This is a genomic window from Aggregatimonas sangjinii, from assembly GCF_005943945.1.
Classification (GTDB): Bacteria; Bacteroidota; Bacteroidia; order Flavobacteriales; family Flavobacteriaceae; genus Pelagihabitans; species Pelagihabitans sangjinii.
Map to the genome: position 1 here is coordinate 969,715 of NZ_CP040710.1, position 19,478 is coordinate 989,192.

Below are 19,478 nucleotides of genomic sequence, written 5' to 3' on the forward strand. Positions count from 1 at the left end.
GTACTTATCTCGGTATTTCAACAGATTCGGTAATCATGCCCACCACGCTTTCCGTGGTCATGCCTTCCATTTCGCGTTCCGGGGTAAGGATGACCCTATGGTTTAAAACAGGTACCAATGCCTTCTTAATATCTTCTGGAATGACAAAATCGCGGCCATTAATCGCGGCAAAGGCCTTGGCCGCATTTAAGGTCGCTATGGAAGCTCTAGGCGAACCACCGAGATACAGATGAGGGTGGTTACGGGTCTTGGTAATGATGTCGGCAATGTACCTGATTATTTTTTCCTCGACGACGATGTTTTGGATTTTTGTCCTAAAATCGGCCAACTGCACCGGCGACAACACATCCCTGATTTGGGCTTTCGGATTTTCGCCCTTGCGCTCATGATGCGTTTGTATGATGCGTACTTCTTCTTCAACAGAAGGATAGTCTACCTTTATTTTGAACAGGAAGCGATCGAGTTGTGCTTCCGGAAGGGCATAGGTACCTTCCTGTTCAATGGGGTTTTGGGTGGCCAAAACCATAAACGGGGCATCCATAGGGTAGGTGGTGCCATCCATCGTTACTTGACGTTCTTCCATTGTTTCGAACATGGCGGCCTGTGTTTTGGCCGGTGCCCTGTTGATTTCGTCTATCAAGACGATGTTGGAGAAAATAGGCCCTTTCTTAAATTCGAACTCCGAACTTTTTACGTTGAAAATAGAAGTGCCCAGAATATCACTAGGCATAAGGTCGGGCGTAAACTGTATTCTGCTAAACCCGGTCTTCAATGTTTTTGCGAACAATTTAGCGGTAATGGTCTTTGCGATTCCGGGAACACCTTCTATAAGCACATGCCCATCAACCAAAAGGGAAACGATGAGTAGTTCGATAAAATTCTCCTGCCCGATGATAACTTTTCCCAATTCGTTCTTGATATCCGTAACCGCATTTTTTAGGCCTTCCAGTGGAATGCGATTATCAAAGCTAAGCCCCTCGTTTGCTGGGCTGCCGCTTTCTTCCGGGGTATTGTCTGTGGGTTGCATATCATTTTCTTCCATCTGCTCTTGTTTTAAATTGTTCTATGGATGTGTTGAGTCTAATGAGTTGGCCGTCCGTAACCATTTGTTGGTTTCGAATCGTATCAAGAAAATGGAATAGTTGTTCCACCTCTTCAATACTATGGGCGCTGCGGGAAGCCAAATTCCTGTAAAACTCGCTTTCCCGATTAATGGTACCAAGGTAAAAACGGGAACGTATGTATTCCAGAAAGTAATCTATTTTATGTTCCGCAATCTCTTTCGCTTCCTTTTTTTCGAAATACATATCGGCGATGGTACGGGTAAATGCAAGGGTTTGGTTTTGTAGGGGACGTACAATAGGTATAGCTCTTTGCTTGCGCTTTCCTTCAAAAAGAACGTAGACCACTACACCGATCAACACAAGGTAATAGGCCCATTTTAAAGCCTTGTTGTTCAGGAAAATATAAAGTGGCGAGGTGTAAAAGGCCTTGCCCGACTTGTAGTGATTGTCCATATAAATCGTAGTATCCCTATCGAGATAAGAGAGGAGGCCGGCCGTATAATCCCTATTTCCATCCTTTAGAATAAAGTAATTGGTAAAGGCTTTCGGGAAGGTGCTAAGGATAATCGTTCCGTCACCAAAAGGTTTTGAGAGCACGTTAACGTGGTCGGTAGCAATTTTCCCATCCGCATTAAAATGATCAACAATGCCCAATACGGTGGATTGTAGTGTATCGATTTCGCTAAAATATTGGGTATAGGCGTCCTTTTTAATGAGGAAACCTGTTTCTTTTCGAAGTTTTGGGTGTACCAGTTGATGTAATTGGCCTTTATCTTCAAGAAGCGCGTCGTAGAGTCCCGTGGTCTTCAACCCCAAGGTGTCGAGAAAGGTCTTGTCGAAAGATTCTGAAGCGAGAAATAGCGTATTTCCATTGGCCGTCCATTCCAACAATTTGTCACGTTCCGAAGGGTCGAATTCGATTTGTTCGTTTACAAAGAAATAGGTGCCATTTGCGTCCGGTTCCGAATTCAGGAATTCATAGGGGGCAATGCTTATCTGACGCATATCCGGAAAGCGGTTTTCCATGATGTCGTTCAAGACTATGGTGCCATACGGAATCTTGTGCTGCGCAACGTAGGAGGGGAACCAATTTACCTCTTTTGGTTGGTTGTACTGTAAAAGCATCAGCAGGCCAAGAGTGACCACGGCAATGATGATATATATCCGTCCTTTCTTAGCCATTGGTCAAGGTTTTTTGCAAGGCTATAAAAGCATGTTCCGCCCTCATGTATTTCCCTTCGTCCAAATCAAAGTTCCCGTACCAGATGTAGTCGTACAAACGGGTGATGGCCTGAAACGGTTTTTGCAGATCGGTACTCCCCAATTCCTTTAAATAATCGTCGTTCGTTTTCTGCAATTGCCAATCGATCAAATCTTTGTCGGTCAGGAGCTGTAAGGTGAACAAATAGTAATACCGAATGGCCAAACGATAGTTTTTCTCTGCCAATGCCCTACGTATGAGCTCTTGAATATCTTCGTTTTTGATGATGTGTTCCTCCTCGGAAAGCGATACATAGGCATCTTCTTTTCTAGCCTGCCTTAACGTATTGGCATTCACGTTCAAAAAGAATTTGATGAGGATGAAAATCAATATGGCCAATAAGACATAAGGAATGATCTTTAAGAAAGTCGCTAGATAGCCTACTGCATTTTCCCCACCGAACAGCCACTCGAAAAAGCGCAGGAGCTGATTGCCGATCCAGTCGGTAAAATCGTCCCACCAAGTTCTTTCCACGAGCGCCTCCTCATAGTCGAAACTTGGATCGTCGCGATAGGGTTGAAGGTCTTTTTCGGTAATCTTTTTTACGGTGATCGGCGCATCATCATACTGGACTTCGAGCGAATCTTGCTGCCCCAAAACGTGGGTCGCAAAGGAAAGACAGGTAAACCAAACAAAGAAAAATCCCTTCATATCAGTTTTCGGGAGTTTTACCCAAGTTTTGAATACGTTCATACGTACCCGTAAAGTTTTTGTGCTCGTTCAGGTTAAAGTAAATGAACGCCCCGGCTACCAGTGTTATGATATTGAGCATAAACTGCGCTACGGTACCGATTAAACTCAATAGAATCGCCACGGGATCTCGATTGATATTTGCAATGCTTTCCGCATCGAATTCACCGCTCATCAGCCCAGTTCTTACCAAATTATAGATGGCAGTGGGTAGCGCAAATGCATAGCTCGCAATACCCACGATAATGCCCATTACCAAAAGTGTGGCGAAGGTAATGAACCAATGGTCCTTCACCAATTTAAAGCTTTCGCCAAAGGCATCACCCACGCCCATTTGATCGAAAACCATAATACTGAAGGCCAACGATAAGGGCACCCAAAGATAAATACCTGGAATACAACAGAGCATAAAACCAACGACCAAGCAAATGGCAACAAGGAAAATCATCCCGATAAAAGACCAAAACGACGCATAAACGTCTCTTCTAATCGTTTCGAAATCGATACTTCCCTTACCATTGGTATACGATTTAATATAGTGCAACACCGTAGATTGCGACATCGCATAAACCGTTAACAAAGAGACGCCATAAAAAAGACTAACACCCCATTCAAGCAAACCTGCGGATCGTGTGGAATTAATCATTAAAGATGAATTCGCGTTAATGACATCGGCGGCAAACCACATATATAAGACTAGCGCGACCAACATCGCAGCCAAGAAAGGTCCCACGATCTTAAAAAAGACATTAAAGAAAGGCTTGAACTCATTGCGCATGAAAGCGAAGGTGTCGGAGAGTATATCGCCGAGCTCTCGTTTTTTCTTAAACTCGATATAATTGTGTTCGGTCATAGGTTGGCTTTTTTATTCAGTTGGCGTGGGTAAACGACATAATAAAATAGGATGAGTGCCAAAGAGGCTGTAATGATCAGTATGGCGAGCCAGTCGGGCATTTCGGTATGGCGGGTTACAAAGCCTTCCAAAAAACCGGCGATAATGAAAAAGGGAACCGTGCTGAGCATAACTTTTAACCCATTGATGATGCCCCTCTTAAAGGATTCCAAGCGGGAATAAGTACCGGGAAAAAGGATGCCGTTCGCCAACACGAGTCCGGCACAGCCTGCTATAATGATGACCGAAATTTCTATGGTGCCATGAATCCAAATGGTACGGGCAGATTCCCATAATAATCCTTTTTCATAAAAGAAATATTGAAAACTACCCAGCATAATGGCATTTTGCATCATAATGTATAGGGTTCCAATGCCCAATAATATTCCATAGACAAACGCAAAAAGCGCCACCTTAATGTTGTTTATGGTGATGCCCAGGAACATATTGAACTCCCCCATATCTTTATATACCGCCATCGGATCGTCGTTGGCAATATTTTCCAAGGTCATGTTCACATATCCATCTCCTAGAATGGAGCGTACAAAATCACCTTCGTTAGCAGCGGAAAACGCACCCACCGCGGTAAAGAAGGCGAATACCAAAAAGGCGATCAGTAATTCTCTTTGATGTGCGAAGAACATGGTCGGAAACTCGGTCTTCCAAAAACCGATAATTCGGTTTTTGGGTTCTTTTTTGGTCTTATAGATTTTCTGGTGCGCCTGTGATGCCAAAGAATTTAAAAAGAACTCCGTGTTGCTTTTGGGATAAAAGGTCTTGGCGTAGCTGAGGTGGTCGGTAATTTCGATATAAAGGTCAGACAATACATCGGGCGCTATCTTCGTTTTGTTCGAGAGCGCACTTTCAAAAGTGGCCCATTTGTCTTTATTTTGCTTAACGAAAGCGGCCTCACGCATTATGGGTGGTGTGTTTATACCAAAGAAACAAAACAATGGAACAATTTCAAATAGAAACCGCCCAAAATATCAGCATTTCCCAAAACACGGCACACCTGGGAGATCGCATGCTGGCGTATATTATCGACAGTTTTGTGATTGGTATCTATATTATCCTAAGCATTCTTTTATTGGTTTCCATGGATATCGATTTTCAGGATATGTGGGCACTGTATTTGCTTTTGAATCTGCCCGCATTTCTCTACTATGTCTTATTGGAAACCTTTATGAACGGTAAGACCATCGGTAAAAGTCTCATGAACATTCGCGTGGTCAAAATCGATGGCTCGAAGCCCAATTTCGCAAGTTATTTTGTGCGTTGGATTCTTCGTATTGTAGATGTGGTACTCACCTCCGGAGGCTTGGCGGTATTGACCATTCTAGTTCGTGGCAAAGGACAGCGAATAGGCGATATGGCTGCAGGCACTACGGTCATCTCTGAAAAGAAACGAATTCGCTTAAAGGATACCTTACTTAGAGAACTTCCTACCGATTATCAGCCGCGATTTCCGCAGGTAACCATTTTCAAGGATTCCGAAATGCAAACCATCAAAGAACTGTACGATACCGCTAGACGTAATGGGGACCACCAAGTAATTTTGCGTTTGGACAGCCAGATCAAAAAGGTGGCCGATATCACTTCGGATATCAAACCTTTCGAATTTGTAGACATCATCATCAAAGATTATAATTTTTACACACAACAGCTCTAAACGCCTTCGATGTTCTATTTTATCATTGATATTCTTGGCACCATCGCATTTGCCATTTCCGGAGTGCTGGTAGCCATGGAAAAGAAACTGGACATCTTTGGCGTATTCATTATCGCCTTTGTGACCGCGGTAGGCGGGGGTACGTTACGGGATATCCTGATCGGAAGTACCCCGGTGGTATGGCTCAAACAGCCCGTTTATATTTTCACTATCCTGGGAGCGGTCGCATTTGCGGTCATCTTTGTCAATCACTTGAAGTATTTTCGAAAGTCACTTTTTTTATTCGATACCATTGGCATCGGGCTTTATACCATGGTCGGTATCGAGAAGGGACTTTCGGTAGATTTACTTCCCGTAATGTGCATAGGTATAGGAACGATTACTGCAAGTTTTGGAGGGGTGATCCGCGATATATTGTGTAATGAAATCCCGGTGATTTTTAGAAAAGAGGTGTATGCCACGGTATGTATCTTAGGGGGTGCCAGCTATTTTCTATTTCGGTTGCTTCCCGTAAATGAAGAATATGCCCATGTTGCGGCAATTGTGGTCATTATCGTTACACGTATCCTAGCCGTTAAATTCCACATTGCCCTTCCTAATATTTATCGACGGAAGAGCCTTTGAGTCTGTGAGTTTATGTGTGTAGAGGCGGGCCACTATTCCAAAACCTCTACTTTTTCGATATACACGTTTTGCGAAGGCCAATCACCTTTGCCAACAGGCTGTTTGTTTATGGCATCGACCACGTCCATTCCGGAAATTACCCTACCGAAGGGGGTATAGTCGCCATCAAGATGATATGATCCCGGATCGGTAACCACGATAAAAAATTCGTAAGGCGAGGCGAGCATATGGGGGTTGTTGATTTCACTGCTGGGCATCGAAACGGTACCGCGATGGTGCTTGTGTCCCTTTCTGGTATCTGGTGGTAACAGATACCTGCCGATTTCACCTCTTTTGTCCGCGGTTTTTTGGTCGTCCGAATTGCCACCTTGAATGATAAAATTCTCCACCACGCGGTGAAATTGGGTGTTATCGAAATAACCCTGCTTGGTCAAATAAATAAAGTTGGCTTTGTGGTAGGGTACGTTATCGAATAGTTCAATGATAAATTCCCCGTGATTGGTAGTAACCTTTATCCTGTTTTCCTGGAGTCCTTTTTGATAATCGAAGAAAAAGTCGATGGCGTTTTCCTCGGTCAGCTCAAAAGGTTCCTCTTTCTTCTTTTTTTTGTTCGTTAAAATGGAGTCTTTTGCTACGGCCTCTTTTTCGGTTGGTTTTTTTTCGATTTGCTTTTCTTCCTTACAGCTCCCCAGAAAAAATAGTGGTATAATTGTAAGAAGCAGGACTTTTTTTAGATACATGGATTTCGATTTCTTTGCACAGCGCATCCCAAAAATAAAAAATCTACCCCTTCCGGGGGAAGTATCCCACTATAAAATGATTCCCGATTTTCGACAGGAAGAGTTAAAGGCCCATTACTCCGCAAAGAAGAATGCAAAACAAGCCGGGGTAATGGCATTGTGCTATCCTGAAGCCGGCCATTTGGCGCACCTTTTACTTATCCTCCGGAAGACCTATAAAGGCGTGCACTCCAACCAGGTAGCCTTTCCCGGTGGTAAGGCGGAGTCGGAGGACAACGGACTTCTAGCGACGGCTTTACGGGAAACGGAGGAGGAGGTAGGAGTGTCTCCACAACAAATCGAGATTTTCAAGGAGTTGACGCCCATTTACATACCGCCCAGTAATTTTGAAGTGCAGCCTTTCCTAGGTGTTTGCCATACTCAACCGGACTTCAAAATTCAGGAAGAAGAGGTGGCCGCCTTGGTGAAAGTCCGCTTAACGGAGTTTCTGGACGATGCCAATGTTTTCGAGGAAACGCTGAGCACTTCCTATGCTAAGAATGTAGCGGTACCGGCCTTTAGGTTAAATGGTCATACCGTGTGGGGCGCCACTGCCATGATGTTGAGCGAAGTCAAGGAATTGATGAAACAGGTGTTGTAGTTTTTCTGAACGGTATGATGACGGATTTATCATCTTTCTTTCTATAACTCGATCGGTGCTCGGTGCTCGGTGCTCGGTGCTCGGTGCAGATAGTCGGTAGGGTTTTCACACCATTTCCTATCTCTTGTGTTTCCAGTTTCAAATTTCGAACTTCGTACCGCCTTATCTCTCATTCATTTCGTATTTTAGCACCTTATGGGCATATTCAAAAGAAACCCTTTCGGTCATATTCTCTTTCTCAAAAAATTCCTGATTCGTTTTTTGGGACTTGTTACGCATGCGCGCTATAAAAGATTCAACAAGCTGGAAATCGAAGGCTCGGAAGTCATTCGGAACCTACCGGATAAAAATGTACTTTTCGTTAGCAACCACCAGACGTATTTTGCGGATGTCGTGGCCATGTTTCATGTTTTCAATGCCAGTTTAAAGGGCAGGGACGATAGTATTAAGGGCATTCAGTATTTATGGCAGCCCAAACTCAACATCTATTACATCGCCGCGGCCGAAACTATGAACAAGAACCTCTTGACCAAAATAATGGCCTACGTTGGTTCGATCAGTGTAGAGCGAACCTGGCGCGCTGAAGGCAAGGACGTGAACCGCCAAGTAAAAATGAGCGATATATCGTCTATCGGGAAGGCACTCGCCGATGGTTGGGTCATTACCTTCCCCCAAGGAACGACCACGCCATGGAAACCGTTGCGCAAGGGTACCGCCCATATCATTAAAAAATACCAACCTCTTGTAGTGCCAGTGGTCATTGATGGTTTTAGACGTTCTTTTGATAAAAAGGGGTTGCGGATAAAGAAAAAAGGCATTTTGCAATCAATGGTCATCAAAGAACCTCTGGAGATTGACTATGAGAACGAATCGTTCGAAGCGATTATCGAAAAGTTGGAATATGCCATTGAGCAACACCCATCCTTTTTAAAGGTAATTCCGCAAGAAGAACTTTTAGCCTTGGAAGAAGAGAATAAACTGCGCAAGTTCCGGAATACGAATTGATTAGACCTCCAATCGTTTCAATTCTTTGTAGTTGAATTTGAGTTTCCGAAGGAGCAGGCCATATAATAAAAAGTATACTCCTCCCATAACTACGGCAAATGCTATACCCCCTAAGGCCAAAATCAAGACTGCCGCGGATTTTAGTTTTTCCAACGGAATTTCCTGTGCTTTTTCGGAAACCCCCTCTATACTTAGCAGCACACTATCATCAACATAAATGCCTACGATGAATATGGCAAAAAATACCAAAATCATGGCCAAGCAGAAAATAACATAGTGTTTCACCGTTTTTCGGGTCTTTATGATTTTCCGCATGAGGTTTTTCGAGTTGTCGAGTACGGAGATTTCTTTATATCTATTGTAAAACTGAAAGATAAAATACAGCACAACTATATAATAGAAAATATTAAAACCGATATAGTAGTTGCCCATTAATCCCAGATTTTGGGTCGACCAGTCCTCCGTGCCTACCGATAAGAATACCAGAAGGTTCGGAAGAATCAATTCCAAAATGCTAATGATCAAAATCCATTTCACGACAGAAGATGACTTCTTCCATGTCATCTTATGAATTTCGTCGTATGACAGCTTGGGAAGGTGTTCCTTCTTTTTCTGCCAATCTTTCTTTAATAGTTCCAGTTCGTCCATCATATCCTTAGGGATTCAGTATGGTTCTCAATTTTGTTTTGATACGGTTCATCTTTACCCGGGCATTGACCTCTGTAATACCCAAGGTTTCCGAAATCTCCGTATAGTTTTTGTCCTCAAGGTATAAGAACACCAAGGCCTTGTCGATATCGTTCAATTGTCTTACCGCTTTATACATCAACTTTAGCTGTTGCTCCTCTGTTTCATCATATTCGTCGGCTTTTATCTTAAAAATTACCGATTCGTAGTCTTGGGTCTGTATACGCCTTTTTGATTTACGATATAGGGTGATGGCCGTATTTAGTGCCACACGATACATCCAAGTACTGAATTTGCTATCGCCCCGAAATTTGGGGTACGCTTTCCAAAGTTGAATGGTAATTTCCTGAAAAAGGTCTTTGTGGGCATCGCGATCGTTGGTGTACAACGAGCAGATTTTGTGAACAATGTTTTGATTGTTCTCTAACTCGGTCACAAATTGATGCTCCAGTTCTTTCGTCACTATAAGGTGGGTAGGTTGTTAAGAGGTTAGTCCGTTGTTTTGTCGATTTGTTACAGTCTTAAGGAAAAAAAATCCAAACTCAAACTCAAATGCGAGTACCAAATTCAAACACGACGACCGTGCATTGGGAATTTTTGCGAATAGCCAATTATATACTTCTTATTCCCTATAATCTAGGGCGGGCGCCCTGTCTCCCAACAATGGTATATACTTGAAGTCGGCGCCTCGGCGTTCGATGAACTCCGTTTTCGCTTTTTGTACCAAATCCTTATTCTGAAACAATTCGATGGCAGTAAGGGTCAAAGTCTTGGCAGCGACCATCATGCCCTTTTTTCCAATCGTGGTGCCGCCGGCGGCCACTGCTTGCCAGCTATGCGCAGGAGTACCTGGTACCCATGTCGCCGCACCCATACCCACTGTGGGTACCGTAAAGCTAACATCGCCTACATCGGTAGAGCCATAAGCCCTAGCTTCGATCTTATACGGTTGAATGGTTTTGGCCGTTTCGACATCGGCTTTTTCCTGTCCCAAACTAACCGCTATTTTATCTGCGAAGGCCAGTTCTTCAGGAGTATAGGTAATGCCTCCAATTTCGGAGAGCTTGTCGTGCACGAGTTTTTGCAGGGTCAGGTTGGGCAACAATTCGTGCGTACCTCCAATCATCTCGTAGTCCATTGTCGTTCCCGTACCCAAAGCGGCTCCTTCCGCGGCTTTTACCATACGGTCAAAAATATCGATGACAACGTCGCGCGAGTTGTGTCGGGCGTAATAATATACTTCGGCAAAATCGGGCACTACGTTGGGCGCCTTTCCCCCGGAGGTAATGACATAGTGTATTCGTGCTTCTTGTGGAATATGTTCCCGCATCATGTTGACCATGGCGTTCATGGCTTCTACACCATCCAAAGCGGAGCGACCTTTTTCAGGGGACCCCGCTGCATGGGCCGAAATACCGTAGAAACGAAACTTGGCCGATTTATTGGCCAAGGCCGCCCCGGCACTTGCCGCGTTCTGCGAACTGGGATGCCAATGTAGGGCAATATCCACATCATCGAAAAGACCTTCGCGCACCATATATACTTTTCCGGAACCGCCTTCCTCGGCCGGAGTCCCATAAAAGCGAATTGTACCTTTGGTCTTATTCGCTTCCATCCATTCTTTTACCGCAATGGCAGCTGCTGTAGAGGCCGTACCGAACAAATGATGCCCACAGGCGTGACCTGCTGCTTTGCCTGCCGATTTCTTTTCCGCCACTGCCTCCTGCGAAAGTCCGGGTAGGGCATCGTATTCCCCCATGATGCCGATTATGGGTGCTCCGCTACCAAATTCCGCCGTAAACGCCGTAGGAATGCCCGCCACGCCTGTTGTGATGCTAAAACCAGCCTCGGAGAGCGTTTGCTGCAAAAGCGCTGCGCTCGCTTTTTCCTGATAGCCCATTTCTGCCAGCTCCCAAATTTCTTGGGCTATAGCGCTGTAGGCTTCCTTCTGGCTGTCCAGTTTTTTGATGACATCGGCCGTTTTCTTTTGAGCCATCGCGCCAGTCAGGCAGAACGTAAGAACTAGGCAAAATAATTTAGTGGATTTCATAGGTGTGGCTTTTAATTGATCCTTTAAATATAGGGAAAAGCTAGCGACTGTTCCGGACTAGCGCACCGGCATTTTGTCCCTAATTATATGTGTTCAAGACGACGCTGCCCAATCGTCTGAATAGCCTAAAATTTTCCTAATCTAATTGATAAACACAGGCCTGATAGGAATACAATTCGAAGGTCTTGCCTTCACGAGGGCGGACATCATCGTTGGAAATCAATAATTTTGTCTTTTCAAAGGCTAGTTCTGCTAAGTCGATAGTCGCCCGCTGCGTCGAAAAACTAAGGAGTATTAAATACCTATGGTTTTCCATACTTCGTGTATAGGCATAGATTTCCTCATGATCTTCCTGTAGCAACTGATATGTACCATATACTAAAATGAGGTGCTCTTTTCGTATTTCGACCATACGCTTGAAATAATTGAGCACGGAATAAGCGTCTTCTTCTTGGGTAGCAACATTAACACCTTCCTTGTAATTATCATTTACCTTGATCCATGGTTTTTCCTTTGAAAACCCGGCATGGGCCGTTGTATTCCATTGCATCGGGGTTCGGGCATTATCGCGACTCGCATCCTGTTCGTTTCGTAAAAAAGCTTCGGTATCACCACCTTCTAGTTCAATGGTTTTGTAGCGGTTTAGGGTATTGATGTCTTTATAATCGGAAATTTTATCGAATTTGATGTTGGTCATACCGATTTCCTCTCCATAATAAAAATAGGGTGTACCGCGCATGGTCAATAAAAAGGTCTGCAACATTGTGGCCGATTTGAACCAATGCGACCGCGAATCCCGCCCCCATCGACTAACACTTCTCGGGAAGTCGTGGTTGTCCAAAAACATACTGCCCCAGCCTTTTTTTGAAAAAACCGCATCCCACTGGCTATGTATCCGTTTGAATTCGGTAAGCTTCCAGTTGTCTTTTCGCATTTCAAAAACCTTCTGCTCTTCCCGATCCAACGCCATTAGGTCGAAATGAAAAAACATATTCAGTTCCTGTCGGTCCTCATCCACAAAATCCAACGCCTTATCCAAACCTATGCCAGGAGCCTCGCCCACCGTCATTACATCGTATTTGTTGAGCACTTCGGTATGTATTTCGTGGAGGTACTCATGCAATTTGGGTCCGTCGGAATAAAAGGGAACAAAATCGCCATTAAAACGCTCGGGGAGTTCTGGGTAATCGGTGTCTTTCGAAATAAACGAAATGACGTCCATACGAAAACCATCTACACCTTTGTTGAACCAGAACTTCATGATGTCATGCACTTCTTCCCGCACTTTGGGGTTCTCCCATTTTAAATCGGGCTGTTTTACCGAAAAGGAGTGTAGGTAGTAGGCATCGGAAGGTTCGTCATATTTCCACGCATTTCCTTCTACATCAAAATAACTCCATCGTTTGGGGGGAATACCTTTTTCTGCGGGCCACCAGTGGTAATAGTCCCGATACGGATTGTCTCTTGATTTTCTCGATTCGACAAACCACTCATGCTCGTCGCTCGTATGGTTCACCACGAGATCCATGACCAATTTGAGGCCTCTTTCTTTCATCCCGAAGAGCAGCGCATCAAAATCCTGCATCGTACCGAATTCGGGCATAATATTGCGATAGTCGGCAATATCATAACCATTGTCATCATTTGGGGAAACATAGACCGGATTGAGCCATATGATATCTACACCAAGACTTTGAATGTAATCAAGGCGCTGGATAACGCCGCGAAGGTCCCCGATACCATTTCCGGTGGTGTCCTGAAAACTTCTTGGATATATCTGGTAAACTACTCCTTCTTTCCACCATTTACGAAGCTGATCTTGCATCATGAATTGTAATTTTTCACTAAATATAACATATCCATTCATACCAAAAACAGTCGCTGAAAACTATAACGTTTTCGATATTTTTTTTCACGCTGCTTTTGGATTTTATAGGGATAGCATCAATTCGAGGTAGCATGTTAAAACTTAAAAAGTCCTTGGAAATAGCCCAATATATTTAGAGAAGTTTGGTGGCTTTATGCAGACGAAAAGGGTAATTCCCATTTTAATAGGTATAGCCTAGAGGAAGGGAATAGTATGATCGCTATGTTAAATATTCGATAAGCATCGACTTTTTCGTATAGTTTGTTCTATCTTAAAAAGTGTAATTTACCGACGTATGAATAAATGGTCAGCCGTCTTTTTGACTCTATTGTTATCAACAACAAATATGGTATTCGGCCAAATAGAACCCGATACTAAACAGAGTGATACCCCTTCAGTGATATTGGATGCGCGTGGTTATCCGATTTCGATTTGGGGAGAAGAGCATTCTTCTTTTGATTTCAATTATCGGCTGTCCCCGAAATTGGTAGCGCAATTACAAGGTTTTTATGATGAATATGCCTGTGGTCTTTGCAGCGATCGGTTTCGAACCTTCGTGGGTCTAAAATGGTACGTTTCGAATAGGTTTTATCTAATATCCGGACTGGATATGGAGGCTGAAGTAGGCGTTACCGGAAGACAATCTCGAGAACCGAAGAAACCTAGAATGGGTTTTACAGGAGGTGTGGGGTATGACGTTAGGGAAAACCTATTGCTAGAGGCAAAGGGTAATTTTCAGTTGAACAATTCCAAAATGGGGGCGTTTGGCGAACCGCAAATACGCATGCCACAACTTTACACCGTAGGCGGTAAGTTGAAATTCTAGTGTACTTATTTTCTGGGATGGAATTGGTTCATCACTTCTGCCAAATGTGAGCGGTCTACATGCATATATACCTCTGTGGTCGTAATACTCTCGTGACCGAGCATCTGCTGAATCGCCCGTAGGTCGGCACCATTGGTCAGCAAATGGGTGGCGAAAGAGTGGCGAAAAGTATGCGGACTAATGTTCTTCTGTAGACCGATGTTTTCCGCCAGTTGTTTGATTATCGTAAATATCATGGCACGGGTGAGTTGTTTGCCACGGCGATTTAAAAAAAGAATGTCCTCATGCCCCTTTTGGATGGTAAGATGTAACCGAATTTCGTTGCGGTAGATGTTAATGTATTTTCTGTTGATCGGGCTTATTGGTACAAAGCGTTGCTTATCGCCCTTGCCGGTGACTTTAATGAATTCCTCGTCGAAATAGAGGTCTGACAATTTAAGATTCGTTAGTTCCGATACCCGTAGTCCGCAACCGTAAAGCGTTTCGAGCATTGCCCGATTACGCTCTCCCTGTGGACTTGAGAGGTCTATGGCCTTAATAAGCGTATCGATTTCTTCTACGGATAGGGTGTCAGGGAGTTTACGCCCTGTTTTGGGGGATTCGATTAACTCCATCGGATTGTCTTCCCGATAATCCTCGAACACGAGGTAATTGAAAAAACTTTTTAAGCCGGAAATAATACGTGCTTGGGAACGGGGATTTACCTTTTTCGCGATTTCATACACAAAACGCTGTATGACTTCTTTGTTGATATTTATAGGGTCTGCCGTCAATTTGTTATCGGACAGGAACAGTATCAGTTTTTCGACATCCAAGGTATAATTGGCGATAGAATTACCGGAAAGGCCCCTTTCTATTTTAAGGTAATGCTGGTAGTCTTGAACGGTACGCTGCCATTTCATGGGATAAAGGTACTATAAAGCAGACATTTTATAATTGTTGATATTTTAAGGGAAATTTTCTTCAGGGAGCTATTCGAGTTGCGGCATCTATACGTATATTCAGCATTGATAAATTGATGTTTTACTATGGGTTTTTGACGAAAAAAACAGCCATATTTTAACTCAAATATTAATCTAAACCAAACACATGAAAAAAATACTTTTCGTATGCTGCTCGATTTTACTGACAGCTCAACAGTTGAGTGCACAAGATGTTTTTCAAGGTACTTCTACCATTTCGGGGAGCGACATCGTTTTTGGTCCGAAAGTAGGTCTGAACATGACGCGCTTAATAGGCGATGGGCTGACTACCAATGGTATATTGCCCGGTTTTCATGTCGGGGGAGCCGTAGAAATTCCGATTAGCGGTGAGTTTTATTTTGCTCCGGAACTACTTTTTTCATTGCAAGGTACTCGCGGTAGCGGTAGCAATATTCGATTGGGCTACCTGAACATTCCGCTGATGGGCAAATATCACATCACTGAGAAAATCGCGGTGGAGTTCGGTCCGCAATTGGGAATTTTGGTAACCGATAACGCCGAGGATTTTAATCTCATTACCAATTCCTTCGACTTTGGCTTGGGGGTCGGGGGCGGGTATCGCCTGAATGACAACTTTTACTTTCAGCTGCGTATTAATGCCGGTTTTTTACAAGTTATCGAGAACTTTGGGGGAACAAATGCCGCACTACAAATGGGAGCCATCTACTATATTCTATAGCCCGGCTATTTTTCGTGCTTTGTTAATGGTTTTAGAAAGTTTTCTATATTTGAAATGTTAATCGAGAAACACTAACAACATGAAAAAAATCATCGTATCAGTAATTTTTTTGAGCTTTATTTTTATTTACAAAGGCAATGCCCAAGATTTGTCTTTTGGTGCCAAAGCCGGTCTAAATGTATCTTCTTTGGGCGGTTCTACAAGCGTTGGCTACGGTTCAAAGCCCGGTTTCCATGCTGGGGTAGTGGGAGAGATAGGAATGTCGGATGCTTTTCTTTTGCAACCTGAAGTATTGCTTTCCCTACAAGGGAGTGGTAACGGCATTACTGGCTTTAGCAATGACATCAATCTGTTTTACCTACATATTCCTGTCGCGCTCAAATACAACGTATGGGACGAACTGCATATAGAGGCAGGTCCGCAGCTGAGTGCATTGTTAGGTAATAACTTAGACGATTTCGAACTGGGTTCGAACAAGATAGATTTTGGTCTTTTCGTAGGTGCTGGTTATCGACTCAACGATAATTTCTACTTTCAGTTGCGCTACAATGCCGGTTTTATAAACGCCATAGAGGATGTAACTTCTAAGAACAGGGTACTGCAAGTTTCGGCGATTTATTTCTTTTAGCGCTTCTGCTAGGTCGAAATTTTAAAAATCTTGAATACAATAGCCGCTCCAAGCGGCTATTTTCTTTTTAGTGCCATCAGCTGAAAAAATACCTACATTTATAGCATGAAATTAATTATTATTAACGGGCCGAACTTGAACCTACTTGGCAAACGAGAGCCCGAGGTATACGGCAATAAGTCATTTGAAGAATATTTTACGGAATTGCAATTCAAGTTTAAAGATGTACAATTAGAGTACTTTCAATCGAACATCGAAGGCGAGTTGATCGGGAAAATTCAGGAAGTCGGCTTTTCATACGATGGTATCATTCTAAACGCCGCAGCTTATACGCACACTTCTGTAGGCATTGGCGATGCAATCAAGGCAATAGATAGTCCTGTAGTCGAAGTACACATATCGAACACCTACCAGCGGGAAGATTTTAGACATGTCTCCCATATTTCGGCCAGTGCGAAGGGAGTGATTTTAGGCTTTGGATTAAAAAGCTATGATTTGGCTGTTCAGAGTTTTTTATAAGAAACGTTGTTGGCAGGTATACTTCACTACGGAACTTCAAATTATGAAGGGAATATTACTCCATAACCAAATAGATAACTTAACATAGAATGCCTCACGAGGCAGGGTTCATCATCGCAGTGCCATTTGTTGAGATATTCAGACAAGACCAAATGCAATCACAGGACTATCAGCCATCGTGTTTTAACACCCTAAATACCTAAAATTTAATACCTTGGGTACTTTAAACAACCTAAATTATGGACTGGAAAAACCTATTTGACGAAAAAGAATGTGAGGAAACCATCGCGCGCATCAACAAGCTTACTCCCGAAACCCAGCATCTTTGGGGAAAAATGGACGTGGCCCAAATGTTGGCCCACTGCAATGTAGCTTATGAATTGGTCTACACCGATAAGCACCCCAAGCCGAAGGGATTGCAAAAATTTATGATCAAGCTTTTCGCTAAAAATATTGTAGTCGGCCCTAGACCCTATAAAAAGAATACGCGCACGGCGCCCATGTTCGTTATCGCAGACCAAAGGGATTTTGAAAAAGAAAAAGAACGCTTGATTACACACTTAAATAAGACCCAACGGTTGGGCAGCGAACACTTTAATGGTAAGGAGTCGCATGCTTTTGGACCACTATCGACCCAAGAGTGGAATACCTTATTTTCAAAGCACCTCGATCACCATTTGGGACAATTCGGGGTCTAGATGAACTCAAGACCAGTTTGGGTATTTAAAAATTCTTTCCTGCTTCTTTTTTCAGTTTTCTTAAGGTATTGGTCTGTTTGTATCCGCTAAAAACAGCTACTACTCCGATCAGCGCAAAAAATCCGGTAACCGCGATTTTCCCGCCCGTATCATACAAAAGCCAGAGCAGGGAGTTCATTCGCATTTCTTCATCACTGTTTTCCCAGGCCGCTAGATCGGTATACAGATATATACCAAAGGCAATGAGCCCAAGGCCGATCACAACACCCCAGATTAGAGGCATATTAGGGTTTCTTGATGATTTTCCTGTGTACATGTTATTCATAATTCTTAGTCTTTTAGTTCGGTGATGTAACCGCTGAACTTCATATTGGTATAGTCAAAGCCCATGACACTTCTTTTTTTGATTTGGGGCAACGAGGCTTTGATTACCTCGCCGGAGAAGCTACTAGGGTCGAGATTGAAATCTGGATTGGTGGATTCGCTGCGGTCACGATGGTATTGCAACCAGACGGTATCGCTTTCTATTTTTTTCACCAATAACCAGGTATTGTAAGAGGCCACCAATTCATTATTCCGCAATTCGCTCATCATCGTACTTACTTTGTCGCCAACGGAAATATTTTCAATACGGCTTGTTTGATCAATATATTGCTGGTGTTCCCATGTATAGTAGCCCATAAAAGCGGCTATTCCTAATAAGGGGATGCTAATGATTAGATAGAACCATTTGGTGAGTTTAAAGCTTGTCGGGTTGAGCCGCAGTTTTTTCTTTTCGGTTTCGAAATAGTTAGCGATTTCATCGGTCCAAAGAACAGGGGAAATCTCGGTTTGTGTATGATCGCAGAACAGGATTCCCGTAACTTTTTTACTTACTTTTTTTGAGAAGGGCGATTCTATCCGCTTCTGATAAAAGAACAATTCGAGACAATCCCTTTGCTTGCAATCCGGGCATTGGCTGCCAATTTTTTTCTGGCCTACGGGGTCGTAATAGTCGGTAACTTGATAGTACATAATCAAATGGTCAAAACATTCAAACAAATATACTTCGAAGATATTGTACCAAGTCCCCTGATTTCAGGGAATCTTATACCGCTAATTTTTGGGAAGCATCCGGACCAAAATACTTTTGCTCTATGTAGAATGTAGCAAAAGGCAAGAACGCAGCGATCACGAAAATGGCCATGCGTTTAAACCCCCATTTTTTGATGATACAAATCAAAATCGCTAAAATGATGTAGGCAATAAAGAGTACCCCATGGGCATAGCCGACATATTTATTCGGCACTGGAAGATCGGCCATATATTTCAACGGCATGGTAACGGCAAAGAGGGCCAAATATGAAATGCCTTCCAAAATTGCGATACCACGAAAGAGATTCAGCATCATAATGAAGTTAACTAAATAGAATTAAGATAATCACCGGGAAAATGAGTCCGGCCAAGGCCAATTTCCAACCCCTTCTTCTAAAGGTATTCTTTCCTTTGGTAATAATGACCATTCCAGTGAAGGCGATGACCAGCATGCCTATTCCAAAAACATCGGAATACCAAATCCAGAATCTATTGGTGGTTTTATGCAAAAACATGGTTTGCCCTAAAATAGGTGTTTTTCGTTTGTATTCGACCACACCTTTACCCGTGGAAATATCCAGGTCCAGAATAATGTTATCTTTATAGAATACGCGTAGTTCGTTATCCCGAATGCGGTGACTGTCGTATTCCGCGTCCAATGCCCACTTTTCGGAAAAATTTTTTATGAATTTTTCGGAATCGATCGCTTTTTTATCCGAAGGTAGTTCTAATTGCACCTCCTTGGTCTCATAGGCGTAATCCATAGGATACCAGTCTTGCCGATGGTTCAGAATGATTCCTGAAAACGAGAAAGCGATAATCAGCCCGATATAAAAGTAGGCCACATCCCTATGAACGTTTCTGTTTTCCCATTTCATTCTA

General features: G+C 43.2%; 24 protein-coding genes. 9 read left to right on the forward strand and 15 right to left on the reverse strand.

The window, feature by feature from the left end; translation table 11 throughout:
- Nucleotides 1-4: 4 nt before the first annotated feature.
- Genes FGM00_RS04025 through FGM00_RS04045 form a run of 5 tightly spaced genes read right to left on the reverse strand, consistent with a single transcriptional unit; the run spans nt 5 to nt 4,824 of the window.
- A complete protein-coding gene (locus FGM00_RS04025) occupies nt 5-1,042 on the reverse strand; it encodes an AAA family ATPase (RefSeq protein WP_138851671.1) in 1,038 nt (345 codons plus the stop codon).
- Nucleotides 1,029-2,246, reverse strand: a complete 1,218-nt coding sequence (locus FGM00_RS04030; RefSeq protein ID WP_138851672.1) for a DUF4350 domain-containing protein — start codon at nt 2,244-2,246, stop codon at nt 1,029-1,031. The genes FGM00_RS04025 and FGM00_RS04030 overlap by 14 nt, the downstream gene beginning before the upstream one ends.
- The gene (locus tag FGM00_RS04035; RefSeq protein ID WP_236262900.1) at nt 2,239-3,018 is read right to left on the reverse strand and encodes a DUF4129 domain-containing protein; all 780 of its coding nucleotides are present in this window, start codon (nt 3,016-3,018) and stop codon (nt 2,239-2,241) included. Before FGM00_RS04035 ends, FGM00_RS04030 begins: the two co-directional genes overlap by 8 nt.
- Nucleotides 2,978-3,868, reverse strand: a complete 891-nt coding sequence (locus tag FGM00_RS04040; RefSeq protein WP_138851673.1) for a YciC family protein — start codon at nt 3,866-3,868, stop codon at nt 2,978-2,980. The genes FGM00_RS04035 and FGM00_RS04040 overlap by 41 nt, the downstream gene beginning before the upstream one ends.
- On the reverse strand, nt 3,865-4,824 hold the full coding sequence (locus FGM00_RS04045) for a stage II sporulation protein M (RefSeq protein WP_138851674.1): 960 nt from the start codon (nt 4,822-4,824) through the stop codon (nt 3,865-3,867). Before FGM00_RS04045 ends, FGM00_RS04040 begins: the two co-directional genes overlap by 4 nt.
- A gap of 35 nt (nt 4,825-4,859) precedes the next feature.
- Here FGM00_RS04045 and FGM00_RS04050 point away from each other — a divergent pair, with 35 nt between their 5' ends.
- Together FGM00_RS04050 and FGM00_RS04055 are read left to right on the forward strand one after the other, a co-directional pair.
- Nucleotides 4,860-5,576 (forward strand): RDD family protein, encoded by a 717-nt coding sequence (locus FGM00_RS04050; protein ID WP_138851675.1) that lies wholly within the window; start codon nt 4,860-4,862, stop codon nt 5,574-5,576.
- Nucleotides 5,577-5,585: 9 nt separating this feature from the next.
- The gene (locus tag FGM00_RS04055) at nt 5,586-6,200 is read left to right on the forward strand and encodes a trimeric intracellular cation channel family protein (RefSeq protein WP_138851676.1); all 615 of its coding nucleotides are present in this window, start codon (nt 5,586-5,588) and stop codon (nt 6,198-6,200) included.
- Between the two features lie 32 nt (nt 6,201-6,232).
- Here FGM00_RS04055 and FGM00_RS04060 read toward each other — a convergent pair whose 3' ends face one another.
- Nucleotides 6,233-6,940: a peptidylprolyl isomerase gene (locus tag FGM00_RS04060; RefSeq protein ID WP_138851677.1), complete on the reverse strand. Its 708-nt coding sequence runs from the start codon at nt 6,938-6,940 to the stop codon at nt 6,233-6,235.
- Here FGM00_RS04060 and FGM00_RS04065 point away from each other — a divergent pair.
- Both FGM00_RS04065 and FGM00_RS04070 read left to right on the forward strand, forming a co-directional pair.
- Complete coding sequence (locus tag FGM00_RS04065; RefSeq protein ID WP_138851678.1) at nt 6,939-7,580, forward strand: NUDIX hydrolase; 642 nt, start codon at nt 6,939-6,941, stop codon at nt 7,578-7,580. The genes FGM00_RS04060 and FGM00_RS04065 overlap by 2 nt on opposite strands.
- A 195-nt stretch (nt 7,581-7,775) precedes the next feature.
- Nucleotides 7,776-8,585, forward strand: coding sequence for a lysophospholipid acyltransferase family protein (locus FGM00_RS04070; protein WP_138851679.1), 810 nt, complete (start codon nt 7,776-7,778; stop codon nt 8,583-8,585).
- On the opposite strand, the gene FGM00_RS04075 is transcribed toward FGM00_RS04070, so the two are convergent.
- From FGM00_RS04075 to FGM00_RS04090, 4 genes are all read right to left on the reverse strand, one after another.
- Nucleotides 8,586-9,236, reverse strand: coding sequence for a hypothetical protein (locus FGM00_RS04075; protein WP_138851680.1), 651 nt, complete (start codon nt 9,234-9,236; stop codon nt 8,586-8,588).
- 4 nt (nt 9,237-9,240) lie between these two features.
- Complete coding sequence (locus tag FGM00_RS04080) at nt 9,241-9,735, reverse strand: RNA polymerase sigma factor (RefSeq protein WP_138851681.1); 495 nt, start codon at nt 9,733-9,735, stop codon at nt 9,241-9,243.
- A 159-nt stretch (nt 9,736-9,894) separates the two neighbouring features.
- On the reverse strand, nt 9,895-11,322 hold the full coding sequence (locus FGM00_RS04085; protein ID WP_138851682.1) for an amidohydrolase: 1,428 nt from the start codon (nt 11,320-11,322) through the stop codon (nt 9,895-9,897).
- A gap of 136 nt (nt 11,323-11,458) precedes the next feature.
- Nucleotides 11,459-13,150: a glycoside hydrolase family 13 protein gene (locus FGM00_RS04090; protein WP_138851683.1), complete on the reverse strand. Its 1,692-nt coding sequence runs from the start codon at nt 13,148-13,150 to the stop codon at nt 11,459-11,461.
- A gap of 334 nt (nt 13,151-13,484) precedes the next feature.
- On the opposite strand from FGM00_RS04090, the gene FGM00_RS04095 reads away from it, so the two are divergent.
- Complete coding sequence (locus FGM00_RS04095; protein ID WP_138851684.1) at nt 13,485-14,015, forward strand: hypothetical protein; 531 nt, start codon at nt 13,485-13,487, stop codon at nt 14,013-14,015.
- 5 nt (nt 14,016-14,020) lie between these two features.
- Here FGM00_RS04095 and xerD read toward each other — a convergent pair whose 3' ends face one another.
- The gene (gene xerD / locus FGM00_RS04100) at nt 14,021-14,917 is read right to left on the reverse strand and encodes a site-specific tyrosine recombinase XerD (RefSeq protein WP_138851685.1); all 897 of its coding nucleotides are present in this window, start codon (nt 14,915-14,917) and stop codon (nt 14,021-14,023) included.
- Between the two features lie 187 nt (nt 14,918-15,104).
- Between xerD and FGM00_RS04105 the strand changes: the two genes are divergently transcribed.
- The 4 genes from FGM00_RS04105 (at nt 15,105) to FGM00_RS04120 (ending at nt 17,522) form a co-directional block, all read left to right on the forward strand.
- Nucleotides 15,105-15,677, forward strand: coding sequence for a porin family protein (locus FGM00_RS04105; protein WP_138851686.1), 573 nt, complete (start codon nt 15,105-15,107; stop codon nt 15,675-15,677).
- Nucleotides 15,678-15,756: 79 nt separating this feature from the next.
- The gene (locus tag FGM00_RS04110; protein ID WP_138851687.1) at nt 15,757-16,305 is read left to right on the forward strand and encodes a porin family protein; all 549 of its coding nucleotides are present in this window, start codon (nt 15,757-15,759) and stop codon (nt 16,303-16,305) included.
- Nucleotides 16,306-16,410: 105 nt separating this feature from the next.
- Nucleotides 16,411-16,824, forward strand: coding sequence for a type II 3-dehydroquinate dehydratase (gene aroQ, locus FGM00_RS04115; RefSeq protein ID WP_138851688.1), 414 nt, complete (start codon nt 16,411-16,413; stop codon nt 16,822-16,824).
- 239 nt (nt 16,825-17,063) lie between these two features.
- On the forward strand, nt 17,064-17,522 hold the full coding sequence (locus FGM00_RS04120; RefSeq protein ID WP_138851689.1) for a DUF1569 domain-containing protein: 459 nt from the start codon (nt 17,064-17,066) through the stop codon (nt 17,520-17,522).
- A gap of 25 nt (nt 17,523-17,547) precedes the next feature.
- Here FGM00_RS04120 and FGM00_RS04125 read toward each other — a convergent pair whose 3' ends face one another.
- From FGM00_RS04125 to FGM00_RS04140, 4 genes are all read right to left on the reverse strand, one after another.
- Nucleotides 17,548-17,847 (reverse strand): hypothetical protein, encoded by a 300-nt coding sequence (locus tag FGM00_RS04125; RefSeq protein WP_138851690.1) that lies wholly within the window; start codon nt 17,845-17,847, stop codon nt 17,548-17,550.
- Nucleotides 17,848-17,852: 5 nt separating this feature from the next.
- Nucleotides 17,853-18,536, reverse strand: a complete 684-nt coding sequence (locus FGM00_RS04130) for a hypothetical protein (RefSeq protein ID WP_138851691.1) — start codon at nt 18,534-18,536, stop codon at nt 17,853-17,855.
- Between the two features lie 73 nt (nt 18,537-18,609).
- Nucleotides 18,610-18,912 carry a DUF3817 domain-containing protein gene (locus FGM00_RS04135; protein ID WP_317130255.1) on the reverse strand — a complete coding sequence of 101 codons (303 nt, stop codon included), beginning with the start codon at nt 18,910-18,912 and terminating at the stop codon, nt 18,610-18,612.
- A 7-nt stretch (nt 18,913-18,919) separates the two neighbouring features.
- Nucleotides 18,920-19,474, reverse strand: coding sequence for a PepSY-associated TM helix domain-containing protein (locus tag FGM00_RS04140; RefSeq protein ID WP_138851692.1), 555 nt, complete (start codon nt 19,472-19,474; stop codon nt 18,920-18,922).
- Nucleotides 19,475-19,478: the final 4 nt, after the last annotated feature.